This window comes from Streptomyces sp. NRRL WC-3618, from assembly GCF_001280005.1.
GTDB lineage: Bacteria > Actinomycetota > Actinomycetes > Streptomycetales > Streptomycetaceae > Streptomyces.
The window spans coordinates 1-22,377 of sequence record NZ_LGDW01000042.1; the positions used below are offsets into that span (position 1 = coordinate 1).

General features: G+C 68.6%; 17 protein-coding genes and 4 tRNA genes. 12 read left to right on the plus strand and 9 right to left on the minus strand.

Going from position 1 to position 22,377, the window contains the following annotated elements:
- Nucleotides 1–34 precede the first annotated feature (34 nt).
- Together ADL01_RS06480 and ADL01_RS06485 are read left to right on the plus strand one after the other, a co-directional pair.
- The gene (locus ADL01_RS06480) at nt 35–1,552 is read left to right on the plus strand and encodes a metallophosphoesterase family protein (protein WP_063783469.1); all 1,518 of its coding nucleotides are present in this window, start codon (nt 35–37) and stop codon (nt 1,550–1,552) included.
- 48 nt (nt 1,553–1,600) lie between these two features.
- Nucleotides 1,601–1,673: transfer RNA gene (locus tag ADL01_RS06485), tRNA-Glu, on the plus strand.
- A gap of 93 nt (nt 1,674–1,766) precedes the next feature.
- Here the strand turns inward: ADL01_RS06485 and ADL01_RS06490 are convergent.
- Nucleotides 1,767–2,045, minus strand: a complete 279-nt coding sequence (locus tag ADL01_RS06490) for a hypothetical protein (RefSeq protein ID WP_199834770.1) — start codon at nt 2,043–2,045, stop codon at nt 1,767–1,769.
- A gap of 91 nt (nt 2,046–2,136) precedes the next feature.
- The gene (locus ADL01_RS06495; RefSeq protein WP_053740933.1) at nt 2,137–2,523 is read right to left on the minus strand and encodes a helix-turn-helix transcriptional regulator; all 387 of its coding nucleotides are present in this window, start codon (nt 2,521–2,523) and stop codon (nt 2,137–2,139) included.
- Nucleotides 2,524–2,655: 132 nt separating this feature from the next.
- On the opposite strand from ADL01_RS06495, the gene ADL01_RS06500 reads away from it, so the two are divergent.
- Complete coding sequence (locus ADL01_RS06500; protein ID WP_063783467.1) at nt 2,656–3,426, plus strand: ANTAR domain-containing protein; 771 nt, start codon at nt 2,656–2,658, stop codon at nt 3,424–3,426.
- A gap of 51 nt (nt 3,427–3,477) precedes the next feature.
- Here ADL01_RS06500 and ADL01_RS44535 read toward each other — a convergent pair whose 3' ends face one another.
- On the minus strand, nt 3,478–3,639 hold the full coding sequence (locus ADL01_RS44535) for a hypothetical protein (protein WP_159049466.1): 162 nt from the start codon (nt 3,637–3,639) through the stop codon (nt 3,478–3,480).
- 297 nt (nt 3,640–3,936) lie between these two features.
- Here ADL01_RS44535 and ADL01_RS06505 point away from each other — a divergent pair.
- The 6 genes from ADL01_RS06505 (at nt 3,937) to ADL01_RS06530 (ending at nt 10,513) form a co-directional block, all read left to right on the plus strand.
- Nucleotides 3,937–4,011: transfer RNA gene (locus ADL01_RS06505), tRNA-Asp, on the plus strand.
- Between the two features lie 31 nt (nt 4,012–4,042).
- A tRNA-Phe gene (locus ADL01_RS06510) sits at nt 4,043–4,116 on the plus strand.
- 97 nt (nt 4,117–4,213) lie between these two features.
- Nucleotides 4,214–5,863, plus strand: coding sequence for a hypothetical protein (locus tag ADL01_RS06515; protein WP_234354526.1), 1,650 nt, complete (start codon nt 4,214–4,216; stop codon nt 5,861–5,863).
- A gap of 93 nt (nt 5,864–5,956) precedes the next feature.
- Nucleotides 5,957–9,988 carry an ATP-dependent RNA helicase HrpA gene (hrpA, locus tag ADL01_RS06520; protein WP_053740935.1) on the plus strand — a complete coding sequence of 1,344 codons (4,032 nt, stop codon included), beginning with the start codon at nt 5,957–5,959 and terminating at the stop codon, nt 9,986–9,988.
- Nucleotides 9,989–10,082: 94 nt separating this feature from the next.
- A tRNA-Asp gene (locus ADL01_RS06525) sits at nt 10,083–10,157 on the plus strand.
- Between the two features lie 131 nt (nt 10,158–10,288).
- Complete coding sequence (locus ADL01_RS06530; protein ID WP_053740936.1) at nt 10,289–10,513, plus strand: DUF6274 family protein; 225 nt, start codon at nt 10,289–10,291, stop codon at nt 10,511–10,513.
- A gap of 481 nt (nt 10,514–10,994) precedes the next feature.
- Here the strand turns inward: ADL01_RS06530 and bldC are convergent, their stop codons facing one another.
- A complete protein-coding gene (bldC, locus tag ADL01_RS06535; RefSeq protein WP_003949541.1) occupies nt 10,995–11,201 on the minus strand; it encodes a developmental transcriptional regulator BldC in 207 nt (68 codons plus the stop codon).
- Nucleotides 11,202–11,712: 511 nt separating this feature from the next.
- Nucleotides 11,713–12,564, minus strand: a complete 852-nt coding sequence (locus ADL01_RS06540; RefSeq protein ID WP_053740937.1) for a hypothetical protein — start codon at nt 12,562–12,564, stop codon at nt 11,713–11,715.
- A 252-nt stretch (nt 12,565–12,816) separates the two neighbouring features.
- On the opposite strand from ADL01_RS06540, the gene ADL01_RS06545 reads away from it, so the two are divergent.
- Together ADL01_RS06545 and ADL01_RS06550 are read left to right on the plus strand one after the other, a co-directional pair.
- Entirely contained in the window at nt 12,817–13,926 is a 1,110-nt protein-coding gene (locus tag ADL01_RS06545) for a Leu/Phe/Val dehydrogenase (protein WP_053740938.1), read from the plus strand.
- Nucleotides 13,927–14,225: 299 nt separating this feature from the next.
- Entirely contained in the window at nt 14,226–14,495 is a 270-nt protein-coding gene (locus ADL01_RS06550) for a DUF3073 domain-containing protein (protein WP_053740939.1), read from the plus strand.
- Between the two features lie 264 nt (nt 14,496–14,759).
- On the opposite strand, the gene purM is transcribed toward ADL01_RS06550, so the two are convergent.
- From purM to ADL01_RS06565, 3 genes are all read right to left on the minus strand, one after another.
- Nucleotides 14,760–15,845 (minus strand): phosphoribosylformylglycinamidine cyclo-ligase, encoded by a 1,086-nt coding sequence (gene purM / locus ADL01_RS06555; RefSeq protein ID WP_053740940.1) that lies wholly within the window; start codon nt 15,843–15,845, stop codon nt 14,760–14,762.
- A 55-nt stretch (nt 15,846–15,900) separates the two neighbouring features.
- Entirely contained in the window at nt 15,901–17,430 is a 1,530-nt protein-coding gene (gene purF, locus ADL01_RS06560; RefSeq protein WP_053740941.1) for an amidophosphoribosyltransferase, read from the minus strand.
- Between the two features lie 94 nt (nt 17,431–17,524).
- Nucleotides 17,525–18,367 carry an META domain-containing protein gene (locus tag ADL01_RS06565; protein ID WP_053740942.1) on the minus strand — a complete coding sequence of 281 codons (843 nt, stop codon included), beginning with the start codon at nt 18,365–18,367 and terminating at the stop codon, nt 17,525–17,527.
- A 495-nt stretch (nt 18,368–18,862) separates the two neighbouring features.
- On the opposite strand from ADL01_RS06565, the gene ADL01_RS06570 reads away from it, so the two are divergent.
- Complete coding sequence (locus ADL01_RS06570; protein ID WP_053740943.1) at nt 18,863–21,346, plus strand: SpoIIE family protein phosphatase; 2,484 nt, start codon at nt 18,863–18,865, stop codon at nt 21,344–21,346.
- Nucleotides 21,347–21,538: 192 nt separating this feature from the next.
- Here ADL01_RS06570 and ADL01_RS06575 read toward each other — a convergent pair whose 3' ends face one another.
- On the minus strand, nt 21,539–22,351 hold the full coding sequence (locus ADL01_RS06575; RefSeq protein ID WP_063783468.1) for a maleylpyruvate isomerase family mycothiol-dependent enzyme: 813 nt from the start codon (nt 22,349–22,351) through the stop codon (nt 21,539–21,541).
- Nucleotides 22,352–22,377 lie beyond the last annotated feature (26 nt).

Below are 22,377 nucleotides of genomic sequence, written 5' to 3' on the forward strand. Positions count from 1 at the left end.
CTCCCGCACCACCCCCCGCTCCCTCCCCGGCCCCCTGGCCGCCCTCACCGGCCGTTTCCGCGCCCGGCGCGCCCATCCGGCCGCCGAGCTGGTGCACCAGCCGCACCCCTGGACCCGCGCCCTGGGTCTGCTCGCGGTGGTCCTTCTGGGTGCCTGGCTGGGTCTGCTGATCGTGGGCAACGTACGCGCGCCGGTCGGCCCGATGAACACCACGATGACCCTGCGCCCGTCCCTGACCGGCGGCACGAAGATCAACGTCTCCCCGCTGGGCGCCCTGGAACTCAACAGCCACACGGCCCCCGTCCGCCTCGACGTCAACGTCGACCAGCTGGACCCGGTGCGCGCCGAGGCCCTCGTCGACCACCCCGAGCGTCTCTCCGGCCTCCAGGACGAGGTCGCCGAGGACGTCGGACGCGGCACCCTCGACCTGGCCGTACGCTCCTGCGTCGCCGTCGTGTCCGGCGCCACCGCCCTCGGCCTCGCGGTCTACCGTCGCCCCCGCCGGGCCCTCGCGGCCGGCGGCCTCGCGCTCGCTCTCCTGGTCGCTTCCGGAGGGACGGCGTACGCGACCTGGAACCCCAAGTCGGTCCTGGAGCCGAAGTTCTCCGGACTCCTGTCCTCGGCCCCCTCACTGGTCGGCAACGCGCGCAGCATCGTCACCGAATTCGACGTCTACCAGAAGGAGTTGGCGCGCCTGGTGACCAACGTGACGAAGCTGTACGACGTCACCTCCACGCTCCCGACCTACCAGCCCGACCCGGCCACGATCCGCGTCCTGCACGTCTCGGACATCCATCTCAACCCGGCGAGCTGGAAGATCATCGCGTCGCTGGTGGAGCAGTACGACATCGACGTCATCGCCGACACCGGCGACACCATGGACCACGGCACGGCCGCCGAGAACGGCTTCCTGGACCCGATCAGGGATCTGGGCGCCCCGTACGTCTGGGTGCGCGGCAACCACGACTCGCGGCTCACCCAGCGCTATCTGCAGCGCATGAAGAACGTGCGCGTCCTGGACGAGGGCCGCTCGGTCACCGTCGGCGGGCTGCGCTTCGCGGGCATCGGTGACCCGGCGTTCACCCCGGACCGCTCGGCGGGCGGGAAGGACGGGGGCCGGGACCAGGAAGTGGCGGGCGACCGGCTGGCGTCGGCCCTCCACGACCAGCGGACGCTGGGCACCCCGGTCGACATCGCGATGGCCCACGAGCCGGGCGCGGCCCGGCGGACGGACGGCGAGGTGCCGCTCGTCCTGGCCGGTCACCTCCACCACGCGGAGATGGAGGTCATGCCGAAGGGCACCCGGCTGCGCATCGAGGGCTCGACGGGCGGCAGCGGACTGCGTGCGCTGGAGAAGCGCAACCCGGACCAGATCGAGGCGTCCGTCCTCTATCTGGACCGCGACACCCGTCGTCTCCAGGCCTGGGACGAGATCAAACTCGGCGGCCTCGGGCTGACCACGGCGGAGGTGAGCCGCCATCTGCCGAAGGAGAACCTGCCGGGCGCGACACCGGTTCCCTCGCCTTCGCGGCCCTCGAGTCCGAGCCCGTAAACCGTTTTGGCGAAGCTCCCCGGCATCACCTATGATTCTCACGTCCTCGCCCCCATCGTCTAGCGGCCCAGGACGCTGCCCTTTCAAGGCGGTAGCACGGGTTCGAATCCCGTTGGGGGCACAGATAGGTCCAGTAAGTACGGTTGGCGGCATCCCAGTTCAGGGATGGCCGCCATTTCGTGCGTTATGGGCCGTTACGAGCGTTGCGGCCGGGTCAGGCGGTCGGCTCGTCGGGCACGGGATCCTCCGGGCGCCGACTGCCGGAGTGCGGCGCGCCCCGCCTGCCCGTACCGGCTTCGTCCGTGTCAGGGACCTCCGGGTCGGGCCGCTCGTGCGCCCGGGTGCCCGTCGGGTTGTCGTCGACCTCCCAGGGGTCGCCGCCGTCGCCCGCCTGCTGGTCGGGCAGGTCCCTCGGGATGAGCTTCGGCCTGGCCTTCGGGTCCTGTGCTCCCTCGCCTTCGTCCCCGGGGGAGTTGGTGCGGTAGTCACTCACAGCACTGTCCGTTCGTCGGTGGGACCGGTCGACTCCCGGGTACCCGGGAGGGCGCCCGCCAAGGCCCGCGTCCACCGTCGACTCGCGCACCTCACTCGCGGCCGGCGTCGTCTTCGGAGCTTCTCGCATGCGGGGTCGTCGACTGGAGCTCACGTCGGCCGCCGTCGCCCGTACGTTCGACGTCATGCCGGGAGAGAAGGGACAGCAGCTCCGCGACGCTCAGCCCCTCCTCGGCGGGGTGCCGCAGGATGGTCCCGTTCTCGATCCGGTACGCGTTGGAGCGCCCCTGGCGGGTGTGGGTGAGATACCCGCCCGTCTCCAGATCGGAAACGATCTTCTGGACGGCGCGCTCGGTGAGCCGGCAACGCGCGGCGATGTCGCGGATGCGGACGGTGGAATTCTCCGCGATCGCGGCCAGCACACGGGAGTGGTTGGTGAGGAACGTCCAGCCGGAATGTGGTGCGGGTACGTCGGGCATGCCGCCAGGATAGGCTGTTTGATTCACGTATTCAAAAGGGTGAAGTTAATTTCATGTTTCCCTTGACGTGCGAGGCCCTCCGGGACGAGGCTTGTAGAGCCACGAACTGCCCGATGCCCAACGGAGTGCGCAATGTCGGACCGCGCAGTTACGACGCAGCTCACGGTGGCGAACGGAGTCCCTGCGGCACCGCTCGCCCCGCAGTCGGGCGATGCCCAAGCCCCCCTGCTCGGGATCGAGACCCGCCCCGAGGGCTATGCGACGCTAGTTGTTGTCTCCGGTGCGATCGACCTCGTCACCGAACAGGCACTGCACCACGGCCTGAGCCAGGCACTCGCCCACTCGGAGCACGGGATCGAGCTCGATCTGAGCGGCGTTGATTTCTGCGACTGCTCCGGGCTCAACGTCCTGCTCCGGGTACGCCGACGAGCCCTGGACGAAGGCAAGATCATCACCATCCGGTCGGCGGGCGCCGCGGTGCTACGGCTCTTCGCGGTCACCGGCACGCTGCCGCTGTTCGCCGGTACGGGCGCGGCCGACGAGGTCGACGAGACCGACCAGGCCCCGGATACGCGTCCTGCGGAAGCCACGCCGCTCAACGAAACCGACGAGGAGCTGCGGATCGAAGTGGTTCAGCTCCGGCGGGCCATGCAGACTCGGCCCGTCATCGACCTCGCCCGTGGCGTCCTCATGGCGTCCTTCGGAGTGAGCGCCGGGGACGCCTGGAAGGTGCTCGTGACGGTGTCCCAGAACACCAACACGAAGCTGCACGAGGTGGCCGACACCGTCGTCAACGCCGTCACGGGCGAGGCGCTCCCCGAGGTGTTCCGCCAGCGGATCGCCCAGACGATCACCGATCTCCGCACCGCGCCGGTTGGCCCGCCGACCTCACCGACCTCGTAAGAGAGACAGCCTCGTAAGAGAGACAGAGAGAGGGCAGTGCGTCCGTCTTTCTCAGTCCTCGCCCAGGATGATGTTGCTCTCCTGGTCGGGCCCCTCGGGGTCACGCGCGCCGACACCCCTGGACTGCCGGGGGCCGGGCGGAACGGACTGGTCGTCGCCGGCCGTCGTCGTCTCGTGCGTCGGCCGGATGTCCGTACTGGTGCCGGGTTCCATGAGGGAGGCACCTCCTAGGTCTTACGGGGTCTGCGTGCCGAGTACCCGATACGCCGATCCCAAACTCCCCGAGCAGCGCCGGGGCCGCTCGGAAACCGGACCGCAGGGCCCTCGACCTGCGCTGTCGTGTGCGCGGAGCATCGCCCGTGGTCTGATACGCTTTTCCAGCGACATCGGGCCGTCGGCCAGCTCCAACCGGTCACTCAGAAACACCAGATCGGCGAGAGCGAGCAGGCGGGAAATCCCGTTGGGAGCATGCGAGACGGTGTGCGAGACTTACGGCGCACACAAAAGCAAGGTCCTGTGGAGCAGTTTGGAGTGCTCGCCACCCTGTCAAGGTGGAGGCCGCGGGTTCAAATCCCGTCAGGACCGCTGAGGTTACATGTTTCACGTGAAACCTCGTGGCTGGGTAGCTCAGTTGGTACGAGCGATCGCCTGAAAAGCGATAGGTCGCCGGTTCGACCCCGGCCCCAGCCACATCGCACGAAGACCCCCTCCGGGCAACCGGAGGGGGTCTTCGTCGCTCACCGGGCCCGCCGCAGAGCCATGGCCCACCGAGAACCATGGGGGGTTCTTGAAACACATCACCAGGGGGCTGGTGACGGCCGGTGCCGTCCTGCTCTCCACTTTCGCCATACCCGGTGCGGCCCACGCCGCCGCTCCGGTAGTCCAGGAGGCGTCCAGCCACTCCGCGGACTGGTCGGTCATCGACGTACGCCTCAACCACGGCAGCGTGGTCGGCGAGGACATCAAGAAGATCACCGCGAAACTGCGCCCGCTCGGCAGTGCCGAGACGGACACTCCGGTGGCCACGATCACCGACTTCACCGAGACGTACTCGGCCAGCCCCTGGGAGGGCACCTGGTCCTCCCAGCCCGTCCATCTGGACACCCTGGGCGAGTACACGATCGACGTCGAGGCCACGAACAGCGGCGGTGAGACCACCGTCCAGCAGAACGCGGGTGTGCTGCGCTACAAGAAGCAGCCCGTGATCACCGGGTTCACCGTCACACCGACCACGCCGAACATCGAGGCCAAGCTCGTCACGGCCTCCGGTGATCTGGTGCTCCGCGATCCCAGCACCCGCGCGACCGAGGCCATGCCCGGCGCCTCCGTCGACGTCCGGCTCGGCGATTCGGTCGAGGAGACCGTCACCACGGACGACCAAGGGCACTTCTCCCTCGCCCGCGAGGTGAGCGAGGGCGGCTGGGCCCGGGCCGAGTACCGCAGCGATCTGGGCTACGCCGGCGTCCCCGGGGTCGCGATCAGTCCGAAGGCCGCCCCGACCCGCCTGATCCTCGACAAGAACAGCTTCCATCTCGTGGCCGACGCCGAGATGAAGGTCACCGGGCGGCTGGAGTACCGGAGCGGCAGCGTGTGGAAGCCACTGGCGGGCATCCCACTGGAGCTGGACTACAAGAACAGCAGCATCACCGACGCGACCAAGGCCACCACGAACACCGCCGGCCGCTTCACCTTCGTCCGGCGGGTGTACGGCAACGCCACGTTCGAGGTGGGCTTCCCGCCGTACCCGTACAACGCCTGGATCGTGCGGACCGCGACCGCCGATGTGAAGGTCAAGGTCACCTCGACGAGCAGGTTCACCGAGTTCACGGCCGCGCAGGACGACCGGGCCCAGCTCGACATCACCGGCATCGTGGACCTGTCCGGCAACTACTACAGCGGCCGGATCAAGGTCGACATCCAGTACTCCGCCGACGGCAGGACCGGCTGGCGCACCAAGAAGACCGTGCAGACCGGCTTCGGCCAGCAGTTCATCGTGGAGCGCCTCCAGGGCGACGCCGACGGCTACTGGCGACTGCGGTACGCCGGCGATTCCGCGCGGGACTTCAAGGGCACCACCAGTAGGGCGGTGCGCAAGGTGAGGGCCCTCACCCGGATCATCAGCGCGAACGCCACCCCCGAGCCGGTCCGCAAGGGCGCGACCCTCACCGTGAAGGGGGTCCTCCAGGAGGCGAAGCCCGCGAGCACGGTGGGCTGGACGAGCTGGAAGGCGTACGGCGGCAAGTGGGTCCAGATCCTGTTCCGGCCCAGAGGCGAGAACACCTGGTACCTGATGGGCTCGGTGAAGACCGGGCGCAACGGCTCCTTCGCCAAGGGCATCAGGGCGCCCATGGACGGCACCTGGGTGCCGGTGCATCTGGAGCCCGACAGCAGGCATTTCGACGGCGCCGGGGCCGAGGACTACGTCGACGTGCGGTAGGGCGTGCGGTAACACGCATCACAGGCACAGGACGAGGGGCGGACGCAAAAGCGTTCGCCCCTCGTTTCGTCGAGGTGAGATCCTGGGTCAGGTATGTCTACGCAACCCGCCTCCGCCCCCGCCCTCGGCGATCTCGCCCCCCGTCTGACCGAGCTGTCCCTGCGCGACGCGCACCGGCTCGGCCGCAGGCTCGAAGGCGCGCGCAGGATCCGCAAGCCGGAAGCCCGCACCGCCGTCCTCGCCGAGATCGAGGCGGAGGTCGCGAAGGGCGAGCTGCGCATGGCCGAGCGGCGCAGCCGTGTGCCCTCCGTCAGCTATCCCGAGCAGCTCCCCGTCAGCCAGAAGAAGGACGAGATCGCGGCCGCCATCCGTGATCACCAGGTCGTCATCGTCGCCGGTGAGACCGGGTCCGGGAAGACCACCCAGATTCCGAAGATCTGCGTGGAACTCGGGCGGGGCGTACGCGGCATGATCGGGCACACGCAGCCCCGTCGTATCGCCGCCCGTACCGTCGCCGAGCGGATCGCCGACGAACTGGACACCCCTCTCGGTGAGGCCGTCGGCTGGAAGGTCCGGTTCACGGACCAGGTGAACCAGGACGCGACGGTCATCAAGCTGATGACGGACGGCATCCTGCTCGCCGAGATCCAGACCGACCGCGAGCTGCGCGCCTACGACACGATCATCATCGACGAGGCCCACGAGCGGTCCCTCAACATCGACTTCCTGCTCGGGTACCTGGCGCAACTGCTGCCCAAGCGCCCGGACCTGAAGGTCGTCATCACCTCGGCGACCATCGACCCCGAGCGCTTCTCCCGGCACTTCGGCGACGCGCCCATCGTCGAGGTCTCCGGCCGTACGTATCCCGTCGAGGTCCGCTACCGCCCGCTCCTCGAAGAGGACAGCGAGGATTCCGACCGCGACCAGATCACCGCGATCTGCGACGCCGTCGAGGAGCTCCAGGGCGAGGGCAAGGGCGACATCCTCGTCTTCCTCTCCGGCGAACGCGAGATCCGCGACACGGCGGACGCACTCAACAAGAAGAACTACCGGTTCACGGAAGTACTGCCCCTGTACGCCCGCCTCTCGCACGCCGAGCAGCACCGCGTCTTCCAACAGCACACGGGGCGCAGGATCGTTCTGGCGACCAACGTCGCCGAGACCTCGCTCACCGTGCCCGGCATCAAGTACGTGATCGACCCGGGCTTCGCCCGTATCTCCCGCTACAGCCACCGCACCAAGGTCCAGCGGCTGCCCATCGAGGCGATCTCCCAGGCCAGCGCCAACCAGCGCAAGGGCCGCTGTGGCCGTACGTCGGACGGTATCTGCATCCGCCTCTACAGCGAGGACGACTTCGCGGCCCGTACGGAGTTCACGGACGCGGAGATCCTGCGGACGAACCTCGCCTCCGTCATCCTCCAGATGACCGCGGCCGGACTGGGCGACATCGAGAAGTTCCCCTTCATCGACCCGCCGGACCACCGCAACATCCGCGACGGCGTCCAGCTCCTCCAGGAGCTCAACGCGCTCGACCCCACCGAGAAGGACCCCCGAAAGCGGCTCACGGACACCGGCCGCAAGCTCGCTCAGCTGCCCGTCGACCCCCGGCTGGCCCGGATGGTCCTGGAGGCCGACAAGAACGGCTGTGTCCGCGAGGTCATGGTGATCGCCGCCGCGCTCTCCATCCAGGACCCGCGCGAGCGCCCCGTCGAGAAGCAGGCGCAGGCCGACCAGCAGCACGCCCGCTTCAAGGACGAGACGTCCGACTTCCTCGCCCTGCTCAATCTCTGGCGGTACATCCGTGAGCAGCAGAAGGAGCGGGGCTCGTCGTCGTTCAGGCGGATGTGCAAGCAGGAGTACCTGAACTTCCTGCGCATCCGCGAGTGGCAGGACATCTACACCCAGCTCCGTACCGTGGCCCGCCAGATGGGCATCCATCCCAACGAGGACGACGCCCCCGAGCAGAGCGTCCACGTCTCCCTGTTGGCCGGCCTCCTCTCCCACATCGGGATGAAGGACGTACCGAAGTCCACGAGCGGCACGGCCGGGGCGTCCACGTCGACCGGCGACAGCCCCCGCAACGCCTCCGGCAAGAACGAGTACGTCGGCGCCCGCAACGCCAAGTTCGCGATCTTCCCCGGCTCCGCCCTCTTCAAGAAGCCCCCGCGCTTCGTGATGTCGGCGGAACTCGTCGAGACGTCGCGCCTGTGGGCCCGCGTCAACGCCCGCATCGAGCCGGAGTGGGTCGAGCCCCTCGCCGAGCACCTCCTCAAGCGCACCTACAGCGAGCCGCACTGGGAGAAGGACCAGGCGGCCGTGATGGCGTACGAGAAGGTGACGCTGTACGGCGTACCGATCGTCGCCCAGCGGAAGGTGAACTACGGGCGTATCGACGCGGAGGCGTCCCGTGAGCTGTTCATCCGGAACGCGCTGGTCGAGGGCGACTGGCGGACGCACCACAAGTTCTTCGCCGACAACCGCCGACTCCTCACCGAGGTCGAGGAGTTGGAGCACCGGGCCCGCCGCCGGGACATCCTGGTCGACGACGAGACGCTCTTCGACTTCTACGACGAGCGAGTCCCCGAACACGTGGTCTCCGGGGCCCACTTCGACTCGTGGTGGAAGCACAAGCGGCATGAGGAGCCCGAACTCCTCGACTTCGAGCGGGCGATGCTCATCAACGAGCGCGCCGGGGACGTCAGCAAGGACGACTATCCGGACTCCTGGCAGCAGGGACCGCTCAAGTTCCGGGTGACCTACCAGTTCGAGCCGGGCGCGGACGCCGACGGTGTGACCGTCCACGTTCCGCTCCAGGTGCTGAACCAGGTCACCGACGAGAACTTCGACTGGCAGATCCCGGGCCTGCGCGAGGAGTTGGTGACGGAGCTCATCCGCTCCCTCCCCAAGCCCATCCGCCGCCACTACGTCCCGGCCCCCAACTTCGCCAAGCGCTTCCTGGAGGCGTCGAAACCGTCGGCCTCTGGCCGCGCAGTGTCACAGCAGGAGCCTCTGACGGTCACCATGGCCCGCGAGTTGAAGCGCATGGTCGGAGTCCCGTTCACCGCCGACGACTTCGACTGGGACCGGGTCCCCGACCACCTCCGCGTCACCTTCCGGATCGTGGACGAGCGGCGCCGCAAGCTGGACGAGGACAAGGACCTGGAGGTCCTGCGCCTGAGGCTCAAGCCGAAGGCCCGCCAGGCCATCTCCCAGGCCGCGGCGGCCACCGCCGAGCGCTCCGGCGGCGAGTCCCTGGAGCGCACCGGCCTGACGGACTGGTCGATCGGCACCCTGACGCCGCTCTTCGAGACACGCCGGGCCGGCCAGCCGGTGAAGGCGTACCCGGCGCTGGTCGACAACGGCGACACCGTCTCCGTACGCCTCTTCGACACGGAGGCGGAGCAGCAGCAGGCGATGTGGAAGGGCACCCGGCGGCTCATTCTGCGCAACATCCCGGTCAACCCTGCGAAGTTCGCATCCGAGAAGTTGACCAACGCGCAGAAGCTCGCGCTGTCGGCGAATCCGCACGGTTCGATCCAGGCGCTGTTCGACGACTGCGCGATGGCCGCGGCCGACAAACTGATCGCCGATCTCGGGGGTCCGGCGTGGGACGAGGAGTCGCACCGGAAGCTGTACGACAAGGTGCGCGCGGAGATCGTCGACACGACGGTCCGTACGGTCGGCCAGGTGCAGCAGGTGCTGGCCGCCTGGCAGGCCTGTGAGCGCCGTCTGAAGGGCGTACGCAGCGCCGTGCTCCTCCCGAACCTGACGGACGTACGCGAGCAGCTGGACGGCCTTGTACGGCCCGGGTTCGTGACGGCGGCCGGGCTGCGGCGGCTGCCCGACCTGATGCGCTACCTCGTCGCCGTGGACCGGCGCCTGCAGCAGATGCCCACCAACGTCCAGCGGGACACCACCCGTATGGAGAAGGTGCACGAGATGCAGGACGAGTACGCGTGGCTCCTCGAGCAGTTGCCGCAGGGCCGGCCGGTGCCGTCCGCGGTGCTGGACATCCGCTGGATGATCGAGGAGCTCCGGGTCAGCTACTTCGCCCACGCGCTGGGCACGGCGTACCCGGTGTCGGACAAGCGGATCGTGAAGGCGATCGACGCCCAGGCGCCGTAACGACCGCTGCACGGTGGGTGAGTTCGCCCCGGGGCTCGCCCTCCTGTACAGTCTCTTTTCGCAGCACAGCGCAACATCAAGTGCCGCGAAACCTGGTCCTGTGGAGCAGTTTGGAGTGCTCGCCACCCTGTCAAGGTGGAGGCCGCGGGTTCAAATCCCGTCAGGACCGCAAGTGAAGTACGAGAGGGCCCGAGTCTTACGACTCGGGCCCTCTCGCGTTGCCGTATTGACGGCGCCGTCCTCCCCCGGTACCCAGAGAGCAGGGCCTTCGATGCCCTGTCCCCCTTCCGGAGGTGGCGTATGGCGGCGACCGCGCGGCGGGATGAGACGCGGGCTCTGCTTCGGGCACACCTGTCGGCCGCCAGCGGGTACCGGCATCTCACGCGGCACTGCCCGATCTGCCACCGGCTGCAGAGGCTCGCCATGGAGCGCTGCACCGAGGCCGACGGGGACGCGGAGAGCTACGAGGGCCGTGAGAGCCGTGAGGGCCGTGAGGCACCGGGTGCCAACAGCGGCTCCCTCTAACACTTATGCCGTTCCGTCAGCAAGGCGTGGAGCCTGTGACTGGTGTCACTGCATGAGTTTTCAAAAGGTGGGTTCTTGCCGGTCTCCTACAGATGGTCAATTTAATATGTGCAATTGCACCAGCTCCTGAGGGCCTCCCGAGGGCTCCCTGAGGACTTCCCGGGGAGATCCCGTAGAGGATCCGACAGCTCTCCCCAGACTCCAACAAGCCCGCTCACAGCACCCCGTGCCACCCCTGCCCGAGGGCACAAAAAAGATCGCGCTGGACCCGGCGGAGTCCAGCGCGATCTTGACGACGCACCCTTGAAGCTGTGGAACTGATGGAACTGCCTTGGGCGTGGGACCTGTTGGGGCAGGACCCGCGTCGCTCGGAGCGATGTGGTGCTGGTGTTACTGGCACTGCTGGCGTTGCTGGTGTTGCCAGTCGGACGGCCCGGCCGATATTTGGGGGACCTGCTGGTCCGTCCGACTATTCAGTTGGTCAGGCCTCGCTGCGCTGCTGCGGAATGCCCGCAAGCAGGGCGCGGACCTCGGCCTCGCGGTAACGGCGATGTCCGCCGAGCGTCCGGATGGACGTGAGCTTGCCGGCCTTCGCCCACCGCGTCACCGTCTTGGGGTCAACACGGAACATGGTGGCGACCTCAGCCGGGGTCAGCAGCGGCTCGGCATCAGGGGTGCGAGCGGTCATGAGCGGCCTCCTCGGGAGAACCGAACCTTCTCGGTTCATTCCTCTAAATTCTGCACCTTGACCCGCGTTGCCCGAAATGGCGGATGCGGGTCGAGTCGGTTATAGGACGAACGGCTTGTCCTCGGCACTACAACTACACCATCTGTCCAACCGCGTAGGCCAAACCGATGGAATTGCCCTCCCAGGTGTCCATCGGCGACGGAAGCCAATGGACCATGCCATAGCGGACAGTCACGCCACTGTGACGATCAGTCACAGTGGCGATCAGGAGTCACGAGACCCCCCATAGCGTGCAATGCTGAGATTCCACCCATAGTTGGGCAGATAGAGCCTCCCCCGGACTCCTTGTCCTATTTTGGCACGAGGAGGGGCAAGGGACGCAAGCCACCTGTACGTGCGGTCCGTCACGCTTGACACAAACGCCCGGATCGGGACCTACGTCCCACGGCAGCTCCAAGAGCGTCCCACAAAAATGGAACTCACGTTCAGGGAGCCCTTCTTCGCCGAACTGTCAGTTGGCCGACCGCAGGTACCGCACCGCCCGCCACCGCTCCACGAGCCGCCCGTACGCCTCCCCCGCCGCCTCGCCGTCCCCCTCGCGCAGCGCCTCGATGCCCGCCGCCACGTCCGCCGCCGAGTGGTCGCCCGCCAGATCGGCGGCCGGCAGCAGATGCACCAGCCCGCCGTAGTCCAGCTCGACCAGCGAGCGCGGGTGGAACTCCTCCAGCCAGCGCCCGACGTCCATCAGACCGTCGATGAGCGGCCCGTCGTCGAGTCTGTCCCGCAGGGTCCGCAGCCCCCGCGCCACGCGCCGCCGCGCCTGCACCATGGGCGTCCGGTAACGCAGCACGGGCGTCGTGTCCCCGTCGGCTCCCGAGCCCTTGTCGTACTCGCGCTCCTCGTCGGACACCAGCACGAACCAGTTCAGCGGCACCTGCCAGGTCGCCGTGCGGATCCAGGGGCGGGCGTCCGGGTTGCGGCTCAGCCAGCGCTCGTAGTCCTGGGCCGCCTGGTGGCGTACGAGAGGCGGCAGGACGGCGTCCAGGACCGAGACGGGCAGTTCCTCCCCCAGCCCGCCCAGCGCCTGCCAGCCGCGCAGCCGGGTGCGCCAGGGGCAGACGCACAGGACCCCCTCCACCTCGGTCACGAACGCGTCGGCACTCTCCTGCACGGGCACCGCGACCGGCGGTGTGGGCAGCAGGTCGGCCAGGGAGCGGCGCAGCTCCTCCTGGTACGAGGGCCGGTCCGGCCGCCGGGCGTAGCGCGCCCAGTGGCTGCGCTCCGGCTCGGGGAAGGCCGCCAGCGGCTCGTAGACGCGCAGGTAGGACGCGTACGGAACGATCACCGAGGACTCCTTGGGCACGCCTGGTCCCTCCCCCTTGAACCGCCTGGACGGCCTGAACGACCTGGGAAACCCGTGAAAACAGCACAGTGCGGCACGGGAAAATTATGCAAACCGTCGTACCTTCCCACGTCACCGGTAGGTGATCCTTGGCACTGCGGGGAGAGTTGGCAGACGGGGACCGGAGAGGAGCTCTACTCTCATGCCCACGGAGGCCCGCCACCCGCACGGGGCTCCAGCCCCGACCGCCGCTACTTTTCTGGAGTCACCACAGTGACCGACGTAACCGGCGCGCCTGCTGATGTACTGCACACCTTGTTCCACTCGGAACAGGGGGGTCATGAGCAAGTCGTGCTCTGCCAGGACCGGGCCACCGGCCTCAAGGCCGTGATCGCCATCCACTCCACCGCACTGGGCCCCGCGCTCGGCGGTACGCGCTTCTACCCGTACGCGAGCGAGGCGGAGGCCGTCGCCGACGCGCTGAACCTCGCGCGCGGGATGTCGTACAAGAACGCCATGGCCGGTCTCGACCACGGCGGCGGCAAGGCCGTGATCATCGGCGACCCGGCCATTACGGATCAAGGCGGTATCAAGAGCGAGGAACTGCTCCTCGCCTACGGCCGGTTCGTGGCCTCGCTCGGCGGGCGGTACGTGACCGCGTGCGACGTCGGCACGTATGTGGCCGACATGGACGTGGTGGCGCGCGAGTGCCGCTGGACGACCGGACGGTCCCCGGAGAACGGCGGCGCCGGCGACTCGTCCGTGCTGACCGCCTTCGGCGTCTACCAGGGCATGCGGGCCTCCGCCCAGCACCGGTGGGGCAGCCCGTCGCTGCGGGCCAAGCGGATCGGCATCGCCGGTGTCGGCAAGGTCGGGCACCACCTCGTGGAGCACCTCGTGGCGGAAGGCGCCGAGGTGTTCGTCACGGACGTGCGCGAGGACGCCGTACGGCGGATCACCGAGCGGTACCGGGACGTGGTGGCCGTACGGGACACGGACGAGCTGATCCGCGTCGAAGGGCTCGCCGTGTACGCCCCCTGCGCGCTCGGCGGGGCGCTCAACGACGCCACCGTGCCCGTGCTGACCGCCGAGGTGGTGTGCGGGGCGGCCAACAACCAGCTCTCGCATCCGGGCGTCGAGAAGGACCTCGCCGACCGCGGGATCCTCTACGCGCCCGACTACGTCGTGAACGCGGGTGGCGTGATCCAGGTGGCCGACGAGCTGCACGGGTTCGACTTCGAGCGGTGCAAGGCGAAGGCGGCGAAGATCTACGACACCACGCTGGCGATCTTCGCACGTGCGAAGACGGACGGTATTCCGCCGGCCGCGGCGGCCGACCGGATCGCCGAGCAGCGGATGACCGAGGCCCGCCCGAGCCGGTAGTCCGAGGCGGTCCACGGGGGACTCCGGGGTACCTGTCGGCGGGGTGTTGGAGAGAACTCTCACCCCCGTCGGCGGGTCGCCCACGAAGAAGTGGTTAAAATCGCCGTTGACCAGCGAGTACAGGGCACCTCGCGGGTTCTGGGCACCGCCACGTCCTGTGGGCGACGTACCGTATGGGCGTGGGCTCAGGTACCGTGGAAGCCCTACGGACCGGTCTCTCCACGGAGAGCCCGTTCCATTACGTGAACGCGTGTCAAGACTCTGGGGCCACCGAGCCCCGTATCCGAGGGGGTCGAGCCATGGGGCGCGGCCGGGCAAAGGCCAAGCAGACGAAGGTCGCCCGCCAGCTGAAGTACAGCAGCGGCGGGACTGACCTCTCGCGTCTGGCCAATGAGCTGGGCGCTTCGACTTCGAGCCAGCCGCCGAATGGCGAGCCGTTCGAGGACGACGACGAGGAAGAAGACGACCCGTACGCTCAGTACGCGGATCTGTACAACGACGACGATGAGGACGAGGACGATCAGTCCTCAGGTTCCGCGTCGTCGTCTCAGCAACGCCGTGGGGCTTGACGCATGACGCCTACGGCGCGCTGAGCAGTTGTTTTCTTCCTGTTGCGTATAAAGCCGCACCTCTCCCGGTCCGGGCATTCAGTGCCGGACCGGGTTTCGTGCGTTGTCGCTCCGCTGGGTTGGGCTGGTTGGGCGCCTAGTAGCTCGGGGGGTGCTGTTGTTTGGCGGCTGCGGGTGCTTTGTGGCTGATCGCGCAGTTCCCCGCGCCCCTTGGCGGCTGCGCCGCCTTGGGGGCACGAACGACGATCCAGCACGAACGACGATCTAGTTGGTTGCGTAGTCGTTGATCAGTTCCGCGCCCGTTGTGTGGTTGTCGCGGGGGGTGATTTCGCCTGCTACCCAGGCCTCTACTCCGCGGTCCGCCAGGGTGGTGAGGGCTGCGTCCGCCGAGTCTTCGGGGACGATGGCGATCATGCCGACGCCCATGTTCAGGGTCTTTTCCAGCTCCAGGCGTTCGACAGAGCCCGTCTTGCCGACGAGGTCGAAGATCGGGGCCGGGGTCCAGGTGGAGCGGTCGACGATCGCGTGCAGGTTGTCCGGGATCACCCGGGCCAGGTTGGCCGCCAGGCCGCCTCCGGTGACGTGCGAGTAGGCGTGCACGTCCGTGGTGCGGGTGAGGGCCAGGCAGTCCAGGGAGTAGATCTTGGTGGGGACGAGGAGCTCCTCGCCGAGGGTGTGGCCGAACTCCTCGATGTGCGCGTCAAGGGCCAGCCCGGCCTGCTTCAGCAGGACGTGCCGGACGAGCGAGTACCCGTTCGAGTGAAGTCCGGAGGCCGCCATGGCGATCACCGCGTCACCCGTACGGATGCGATCCGCGCCGAGCACGCGGTCGGCCTCCACGACGCCCGTACCGGCGCCGGCCACGTCGAAGTCGTCCGGGCCGAGGAGGCCCGGGTGTTCGGCCGTCTCGCCGCCGACCAGGGCGCAGCCGGCCAGTACGCAGCCCTCGGCGATGCCCTTGACGATCGCGGCGACACGCTCGGGGTGGACCTTGCCGACGCAGATGTAGTCGGTCATGAACAGCGGTTCGGCGCCGCACACCACGATGTCGTCCATGACCATGGCGACCAGGTCGTGGCCGATCGTGTCGTACACGCCGAGCTGCCGGGCGATGTCGACCTTCGTGCCGACGCCGTCGGTCGCGGAGGCGAGCAGCGGGCGCTCGAAGCGCTTGAGGGCGGAGGCGTCGAAGAGGCCGGCGAAGCCGCCGAGGCCGCCGAGGCCCGCGGTTTCCGGGCGCTGCGTCTTCTTCACCCACTCCTTCATCAGCTCGACGGCGCGGTCGCCCGCTTCGATGTCGACGCCGGCGGCCGCGTAGGAGGCGCCGGAGGCAGAGTTGGTCGCAGACATTGCCTGGGATCTTTCAGGTTGGTGTGAGGCGGGAGCAGGGCTGCCGAAGCAGGGCTTACGGGCGACGGATCGCGTCGGCCGCGGCCGTGGCGGCGGGCCCTGCGGCCAGCTCGGTCTCCAGGAGCTGCTTGCCGAGCAGTTCGGGGTCCGGGAGCTCCATCGGGTACTCGCCGTCGAAGCAGGCGCGGCACAGGTTCGGCTTGGCGATGGTGGTCGCCTCGATCATGCCGTCGAGGGAGATGTACGAGAGGGAGTCGGCGCCGAGCGAGGTGCCGATCTCCTCGATGGTCATGCCGTTGGCGATGAGCTCGGCGCGGGTGGCGAAGTCGATGCCGAAGAAGCAGGGCCACTTGACCGGGGGCGAGGAGATCCGGATGTGGACCTCGGCGGCGCCGGCCTCCCGCAGCATGCGCACCAGCGCCCGCTGGGTGTTGCCGCGCACGATCGAGTCGTCGACGACGACCAGCCGCTTGCCCTTGATGACTTCCTTCAGCGGGTTCAGCTTCAGCCGGATACCGAGCTGCCGGATCGTCTGGGAGGGCTGGATGAACGTACGTCCGACATAGGCGTTCTTGACCAGTCCGGCCCCGAACGGGATTCCGGAGGCCTCGGCGTAACCGATGGCGGCCGGGGTGCCGGACTCCGGGGTCGCTATCACCAGGTCGGCCTCGACAGGGGCTTCCTTGGCGAGTTTCCGGCCCATCTCGACGCGGGAGAGGTACACGTTCCGGCCGGCGATGTCGGTGTCCGGGCGGGCGAGGTACACGTACTCGAAGACACAGCCCTTGGGCTTCGCTTCCGCGAATCGCGAGGTACGCAGACCGTTCTCGTCGATGGCGACGAACTCGCCCGGCTCTATCTCGCGCACATAGGCGGCGCCGCAGATGTCGAGGGCGGCGGACTCGGAGGCGACCACCCAGCCGCGCTCCAGGCGGCCCAGGACCAGGGGGCGGATGCCCTGCGGGTCGCGGGCGGCGTACAGCGTGTGCTCGTCCATGAAGACGAGGGAGAAGGCGCCCTTGACCTGCGGGAGGATCCGCGCGGAGGCGTCCTCGATGGTCAGCGGGTTGCCCTCGTCGTCGGTCTGGGCGGCCAGCAGGGCCGTCAGTAGATCGGTGTCGTTGGTCGCCGCGACGCGCGGAGTGCGGCCGTCGTGCTGCTTGGGCAGGTCGGCGACCATCTCGGCGAGCTGCGCCGTGTTGACGAGGTTGCCGTTGTGGCCGAGGGCGATGGAGCCGTGGCCGGTCGCGCGGAAGGTGGGCTGCGCGTTCTCCCAGGTGGAGGCGCCAGTGGTCGAGTAGCGGGCGTGACCGACCGCGATGTGACCCTTGAGCGCGCCGAGCGAGGTCTCGTCGAAGACCTGGGAGACAAGGCCCATGTCCTTGAAGACGAGGATCTTCGAACCGTTGCTTACCGCGATACCCGCGGATTCCTGGCCTCGATGCTGTAGGGCGTAGAGCCCGAAGTAAGTGAGCTTGGCGACCTCTTCACCGGGGGCCCAGACCCCGAAGACGCCGCAAGCGTCCTGGGGGCCCTTCTCGCCGGGGAGCAGATCATGACTGAGTCGACCGTCACCACGTGGCACGCCACCGAGTGTAGGCGAGATCGACCACTGGTCCGAATTAGGGAATGCGACTGTGACGTAAGGGCGCTGCGGGGGCGTGAACTGCGGTAGGAGCTCAGGCGTCGGCGTTCGCACTGACCGTGGTGCCGTTTGCGCTGGTCAGGGACAGACTGCGGTGATCAATCTTGTACGTCGCCTTGCCGTCGAAAAGTTTCAGGAAGGTCTTCTCCGCCTTCATGAGTGAGGCGTCGCACATCCTTCGGGTGGTCGCCGGGCTGCCGAAAGTGATAGTGCCGTCGCTCAACGTCGCCTCAGCAGAAACGTTGTTGCAACCAGCCTTGCCGCTGACGGTCCCCTTCTTCTGGTCGAAGACGAGGTAGGTGTCGGCGCCGGAGGGCAGCGGGCTGACGGTGTCGGCGCCGGGCTCACCGACCGTCGTGACCGTCCACTTGGTGCCGTCGAGAGGGGCGGCCTTCTCCTCGGTGAGGTGGATGGTGGCGCCGGCCTTGGTGGTGAGGGTGAGCTGCTCCTCACCGTCGCCCTTGACCTGGGCGGCGAGGGTGCCGTCGGTGAGCGCCTTGGAGAAGGAGTTCTCGAAGGTCATCCGATCACCTAGACAGGCCATGTCGGTGGATTGGGCCTGTCCGAGGTCGATGTTCTCGCCGTCGACCTTGGCGGTGGCCCCGAAGTGGTTGCAGCCGTAGTTGCCGCTGACCTTGCCATTCTTGTCGATCTCCAAGTAGGCGCCGGCGGGCGCGGCGCTCTTCTTCCCGTCGACGGTGAGATCGTCGACGCTCCAGTGGACGCCGGTGACCTCGGATGTTCCCGCTGCCGTTCCGTTTCCGGACCCGACGGTCTGGCTGCCGCCGCCCTTCTCGCTGCCGCAGGCCGCGGCGAGGGGGAGGACGGCCAGGGTCAGGAGGCTGAGGCTCACGCTGGTCAGTCGCTGCTTTTTCATGCCGGTGGGACGGAAGGGGTGGGTGGGCGGTTCCCGTCCGGCCAACACTTGTGCTGTTGCTGCGCTGTCGTCTGCGGGGTGGGGAGTTGGCTGCGCTCCGGTGTGATCTGGAGGACTTCGCGGCGGAGGCGTTCGAGCCGTTGTCGCGGGCGGAACAGCATCGGTGGAACGGCCGCCGTGTCTGCGTTCGCCTCGCGGCGAACGACCGCCGTGGCGCCGGCCCGCTGAAGCGCACTGTTGACCGAGGCGACGGTGGGGTCTGTGCAGCTCCGCAAGCCGGCCGGGCGGAGAAGCGGCACCACATCGCGCGGCAGGAGTGAGTGCGGTCGGCCTGGTGCGGGCCTGAACAGATGGGACGGTCGCCGATGGCGACGGGCAGCGCCGAGGCCGCAACCGATCAGCAATCTACGGAATAAGGCGAAATAGAGGAACATGGAATTATATGCCGGTAGCTTCGACGCGGCGGCGAGCTCGACGAGAGCGAGATGAGTGGCCATGGAGCGCGGAATCCTCGACGACCAGACCCAGACAGCGGGCCAGGAAACGGGTCTCGTCCGGGGCGTCGTCGATGAGTCCCTCACTGCGCGTGCCACCCTCGACGAAGACGGCATGGTGACCGGGTGGAACGACGGTGCCGAACAACTGCTGGGATATGCGGCTGCGCAGATCCTGGGCCGGCCGGCGGTCATTCTGCTCGCGGATGAGCCCACGGCACCGGACCTCCCGCCGTTCGCCGGACTGCCGAGGTGGCACGGAGAAGTCGCCCTCAGGCACCGGGACGGTCACCGCGTCGAGGCTCACGTACTGGCCCACCACAGGATGCCGGTGGACAGGAGCGGGGAATGGCTGGTGCTCTCCCCCTCGACAGCGCAGGAGCCACGGCCGGCCGACGAGGACCTGGTGAGCTGGAGCTTCACCCAGTCCCCGTGCTGTGCGCAGGCGTTGTACGACACCGGACTCCGGCTGCGGCGGGCCAACGAGGACATGGAACGGTCCGTGGCCCTCACCGAGGGCGACATGCGCGGGCTGCGCGTGTCGGAGATCGTGGACAACGAGGCGGGTGAACTGGCGGAGCAGGACATGATCCGGGTGCTGGAGACCGGTAAGACGCACTACCGCGAGAACTATCTGCGTGCCGCCGGTGAGAACCGCGAGCACGCATGGTCGGTCGTCCTGGCACCGTTGCGGGACTCCGGCGGCCGGCCCCACGGTGTCTGTCTCTCCGCCCACGACATCACGGAGCAGTATTGGGCCCGCAATCGCCTCCAACTGATCGCCGAGGCCGGCCGGCGTATCGGCAGTACGCTCGATGTGACGCGGACGGCGCAGGAGCTGGCGAACGTGGCGGTCCCAGAACTCGCCGACTTCGTCAGCGTCGATCTGCTGGCGTCCCTCGGCGACGGACAAGAGCAGTCCTTGGGGCCGGGCAGCCCCCTCGTACTGCGGCGCATAGCCCACCAGTCCGTGCACCCGGAGATCCCCGAGGCGGTCGTGGCCCCGGACGAGGTGGACGAATATCCGGAGGGCTCCCCGCCGGCCGAGACCCTGAGGTCGGGACGTGCCGTGCTTTACCAGGTGACCGATCCCGCGATCGCCGGCTGGGTCGTCCGAGACCCGCTCCGGTCCTCCCGGATCCGTGACTTCGGCTTCCACTCGGCGATGACCGTGCCCCTGTCGGCGCGCGGAACCACCCTGGGCGTCGCGGTCTTCGCCCGTCACCGGCGCCCCGAACCCTTCCAGCAGGACGACCTGGTACTGGCCGAGGAACTGGCGGCCCGGGCGGCGGTCTGCATCGACAACGCCCTGCGCTACACCCGCGAACGCGGCACCGCCGTCACCCTCCAGCGCAGTCTGCTGCCGCAGAGGCTGCCCGAGCAGTCGGCGGTGGAGGTTGCCACCCGCTATCTCCCGGCCGGTGCCCAGGCCGGTGTGGGCGGTGACTGGTTCGACGTGATCCCGCTGTCCGGAGCCAGGGTGGCGCTGGTCGTGGGCGACGTCGTGGGCCACGGCATCCACGCCTCGGCGACCATGGGCCGCCTCCGCACCGCGGTACGCACCCTCGCCGACATCGACCTGCCCCCCGACGAACTCCTCACCCACCTCGACGACTTGGTGGGCCGCTTGGCCACGGAGGAGGACGGCACGGAGTGGAGCGCCGGTTCCGGCGGGAAGGCGGTGTCCTCGATGGCCTCGATGGCCTCGATGTCCGCGGGAGACGTCGGAGCGACGTGCCTGTACGCCGTGTACGACCCGGTTTCCCGCGTTTGCACACTTGCCCGGGCAGGGCACCCGCTCCCCGTCGTAGTGAGCCCGGACGGCACCGTCGAGCTGCTCGACCTGCCGGCGGGACCACCGCTGGGCCTGGGTGGCCTCCCCTTCGAGTCGGTCGAGATCGAGCTGCCGGAGGGCAGCCTCCTCGCCCTCTACACCGATGGTCTGGTCGAATCCCGTGAGACCGACATCGACGAAGGCGTTTCCCGGCTGTGCCAGGCGCTCACCCGTCCCACGGTGTCCCTGGACGTCATGTGTGACACGGTTCTCGGCGCCGTGCTCCCCCACCGGCCCGCCGACGACGTGGCGCTCCTCGTCGCCCGCACCAGGGCCCTGGACCCCACCCGGGTCGCGGTCTGGGACGTCGCCCCTGATCCCGCCGCCGTCGCCGAGGCCCGCAAGAACGCCATCGGTCAGCTGGAGAGCTGGGGCCTGACCGACGCCGCCTTCGTCACCGAGCTGGTCGTCAGCGAACTGGTCACCAACGCCATCCGGCATGCCGAACCCCCCATCCAGCTGCGCCTCATCCACGACCGAAGCCTCATCTGCGAGGTCTCGGACGCCGACAACACCTCACCCCACATGCGCCGCGCCCGCACCTACGACGAGGGCGGCCGGGGCCTCCTCCTGGTGGCCCAACTGACCCAGCGCTGGGGCACCCGCCCCACCCCCACAGGCAAGACGATCTGGGCGGAACAGGACCTCTGACACGAGTAAGCAGGTCTTGAAGTCCCGGTCGGCGAAAGGGGCTTGGCTGGTCGTTCGACGTCCCCGCGCTGTGCGGGAGGCCCTGCTTTCATGCGCGGACCGCTAAACGATCATTCGTGATCATTCGAAGGTGGATCCGGCCGGCATCCCCGTTCGGCCGTCGAGCGTCACCGCCGAACGAGCAACAGCCAGTCAGGCCATGAGGGGCAGCAGCCCTCCGAGGTCGGCGCGTTCGCCGCTCGCGCTGACCTGGGCGTTGTCGAGGGCATCGGCCCACTGGACCCGGCCGGTGGCCAGGCGGATCCAGGTCAGCGGGTCGGTCTCGACGACGTTGGGAGGGGTGCCACGGGTGTGCCTGGGCCCCTCGACACACTGCACGACGGCGTACGGCGGGATCCGGACCTCCGTCGAGCCGCCGGGGGCCTTGACGGCGAGGGCGTCGGCGAGGAGGCGGGTGCAGGACGCCAGCGCTTGGCGGTCGTACGGGATGTCGAGGCCCTCGATCGCCGCGTTCAGGTCGTCGGTGTGGACGACCAGTTCGACGGTACGGGTGACCAGGTAGTCGGCGAGGGTCATGGCGCCGGTGCGGGTGGCGAGCCGACGGTCACCGGGTGCCGTGGCCAGGCGTTGGGTGAGGCGCTCTTCGGTGCGGGCGTAGAGGGCGTTCAGGGCATCCGGGTCGGAGTGGGCGGCGGCCAGGTCGCGGGTGCCGTCGGCGATGTCTGCGGCGCGGGAAGCAGTGGCGAACGGCCAGTCGAGCAGGGCGAGTTCGGCCTTCGGGGGCTCGTCCCGATCGAGGTTTCGGCTGACCGTCTCGACGGCCATGGTGACGTGCGCGGCCAAGTCGCGGACGGTCCAGTCGCCGAGGCGGGTGGGGAGGGCGAGTTGGGCGGGGGTGAGGGTGCGGACGGCGGTGCGGATGTGGGCGTACTGGGTGAGGATCGCGGTGCGGGTCTTGGCGGGGTCGTAGGTGCGGGACTTCGGCTTTCTGGCGGCCGGGGGCATGGCGGGGAGGGTAGTCGGTGGGGCGG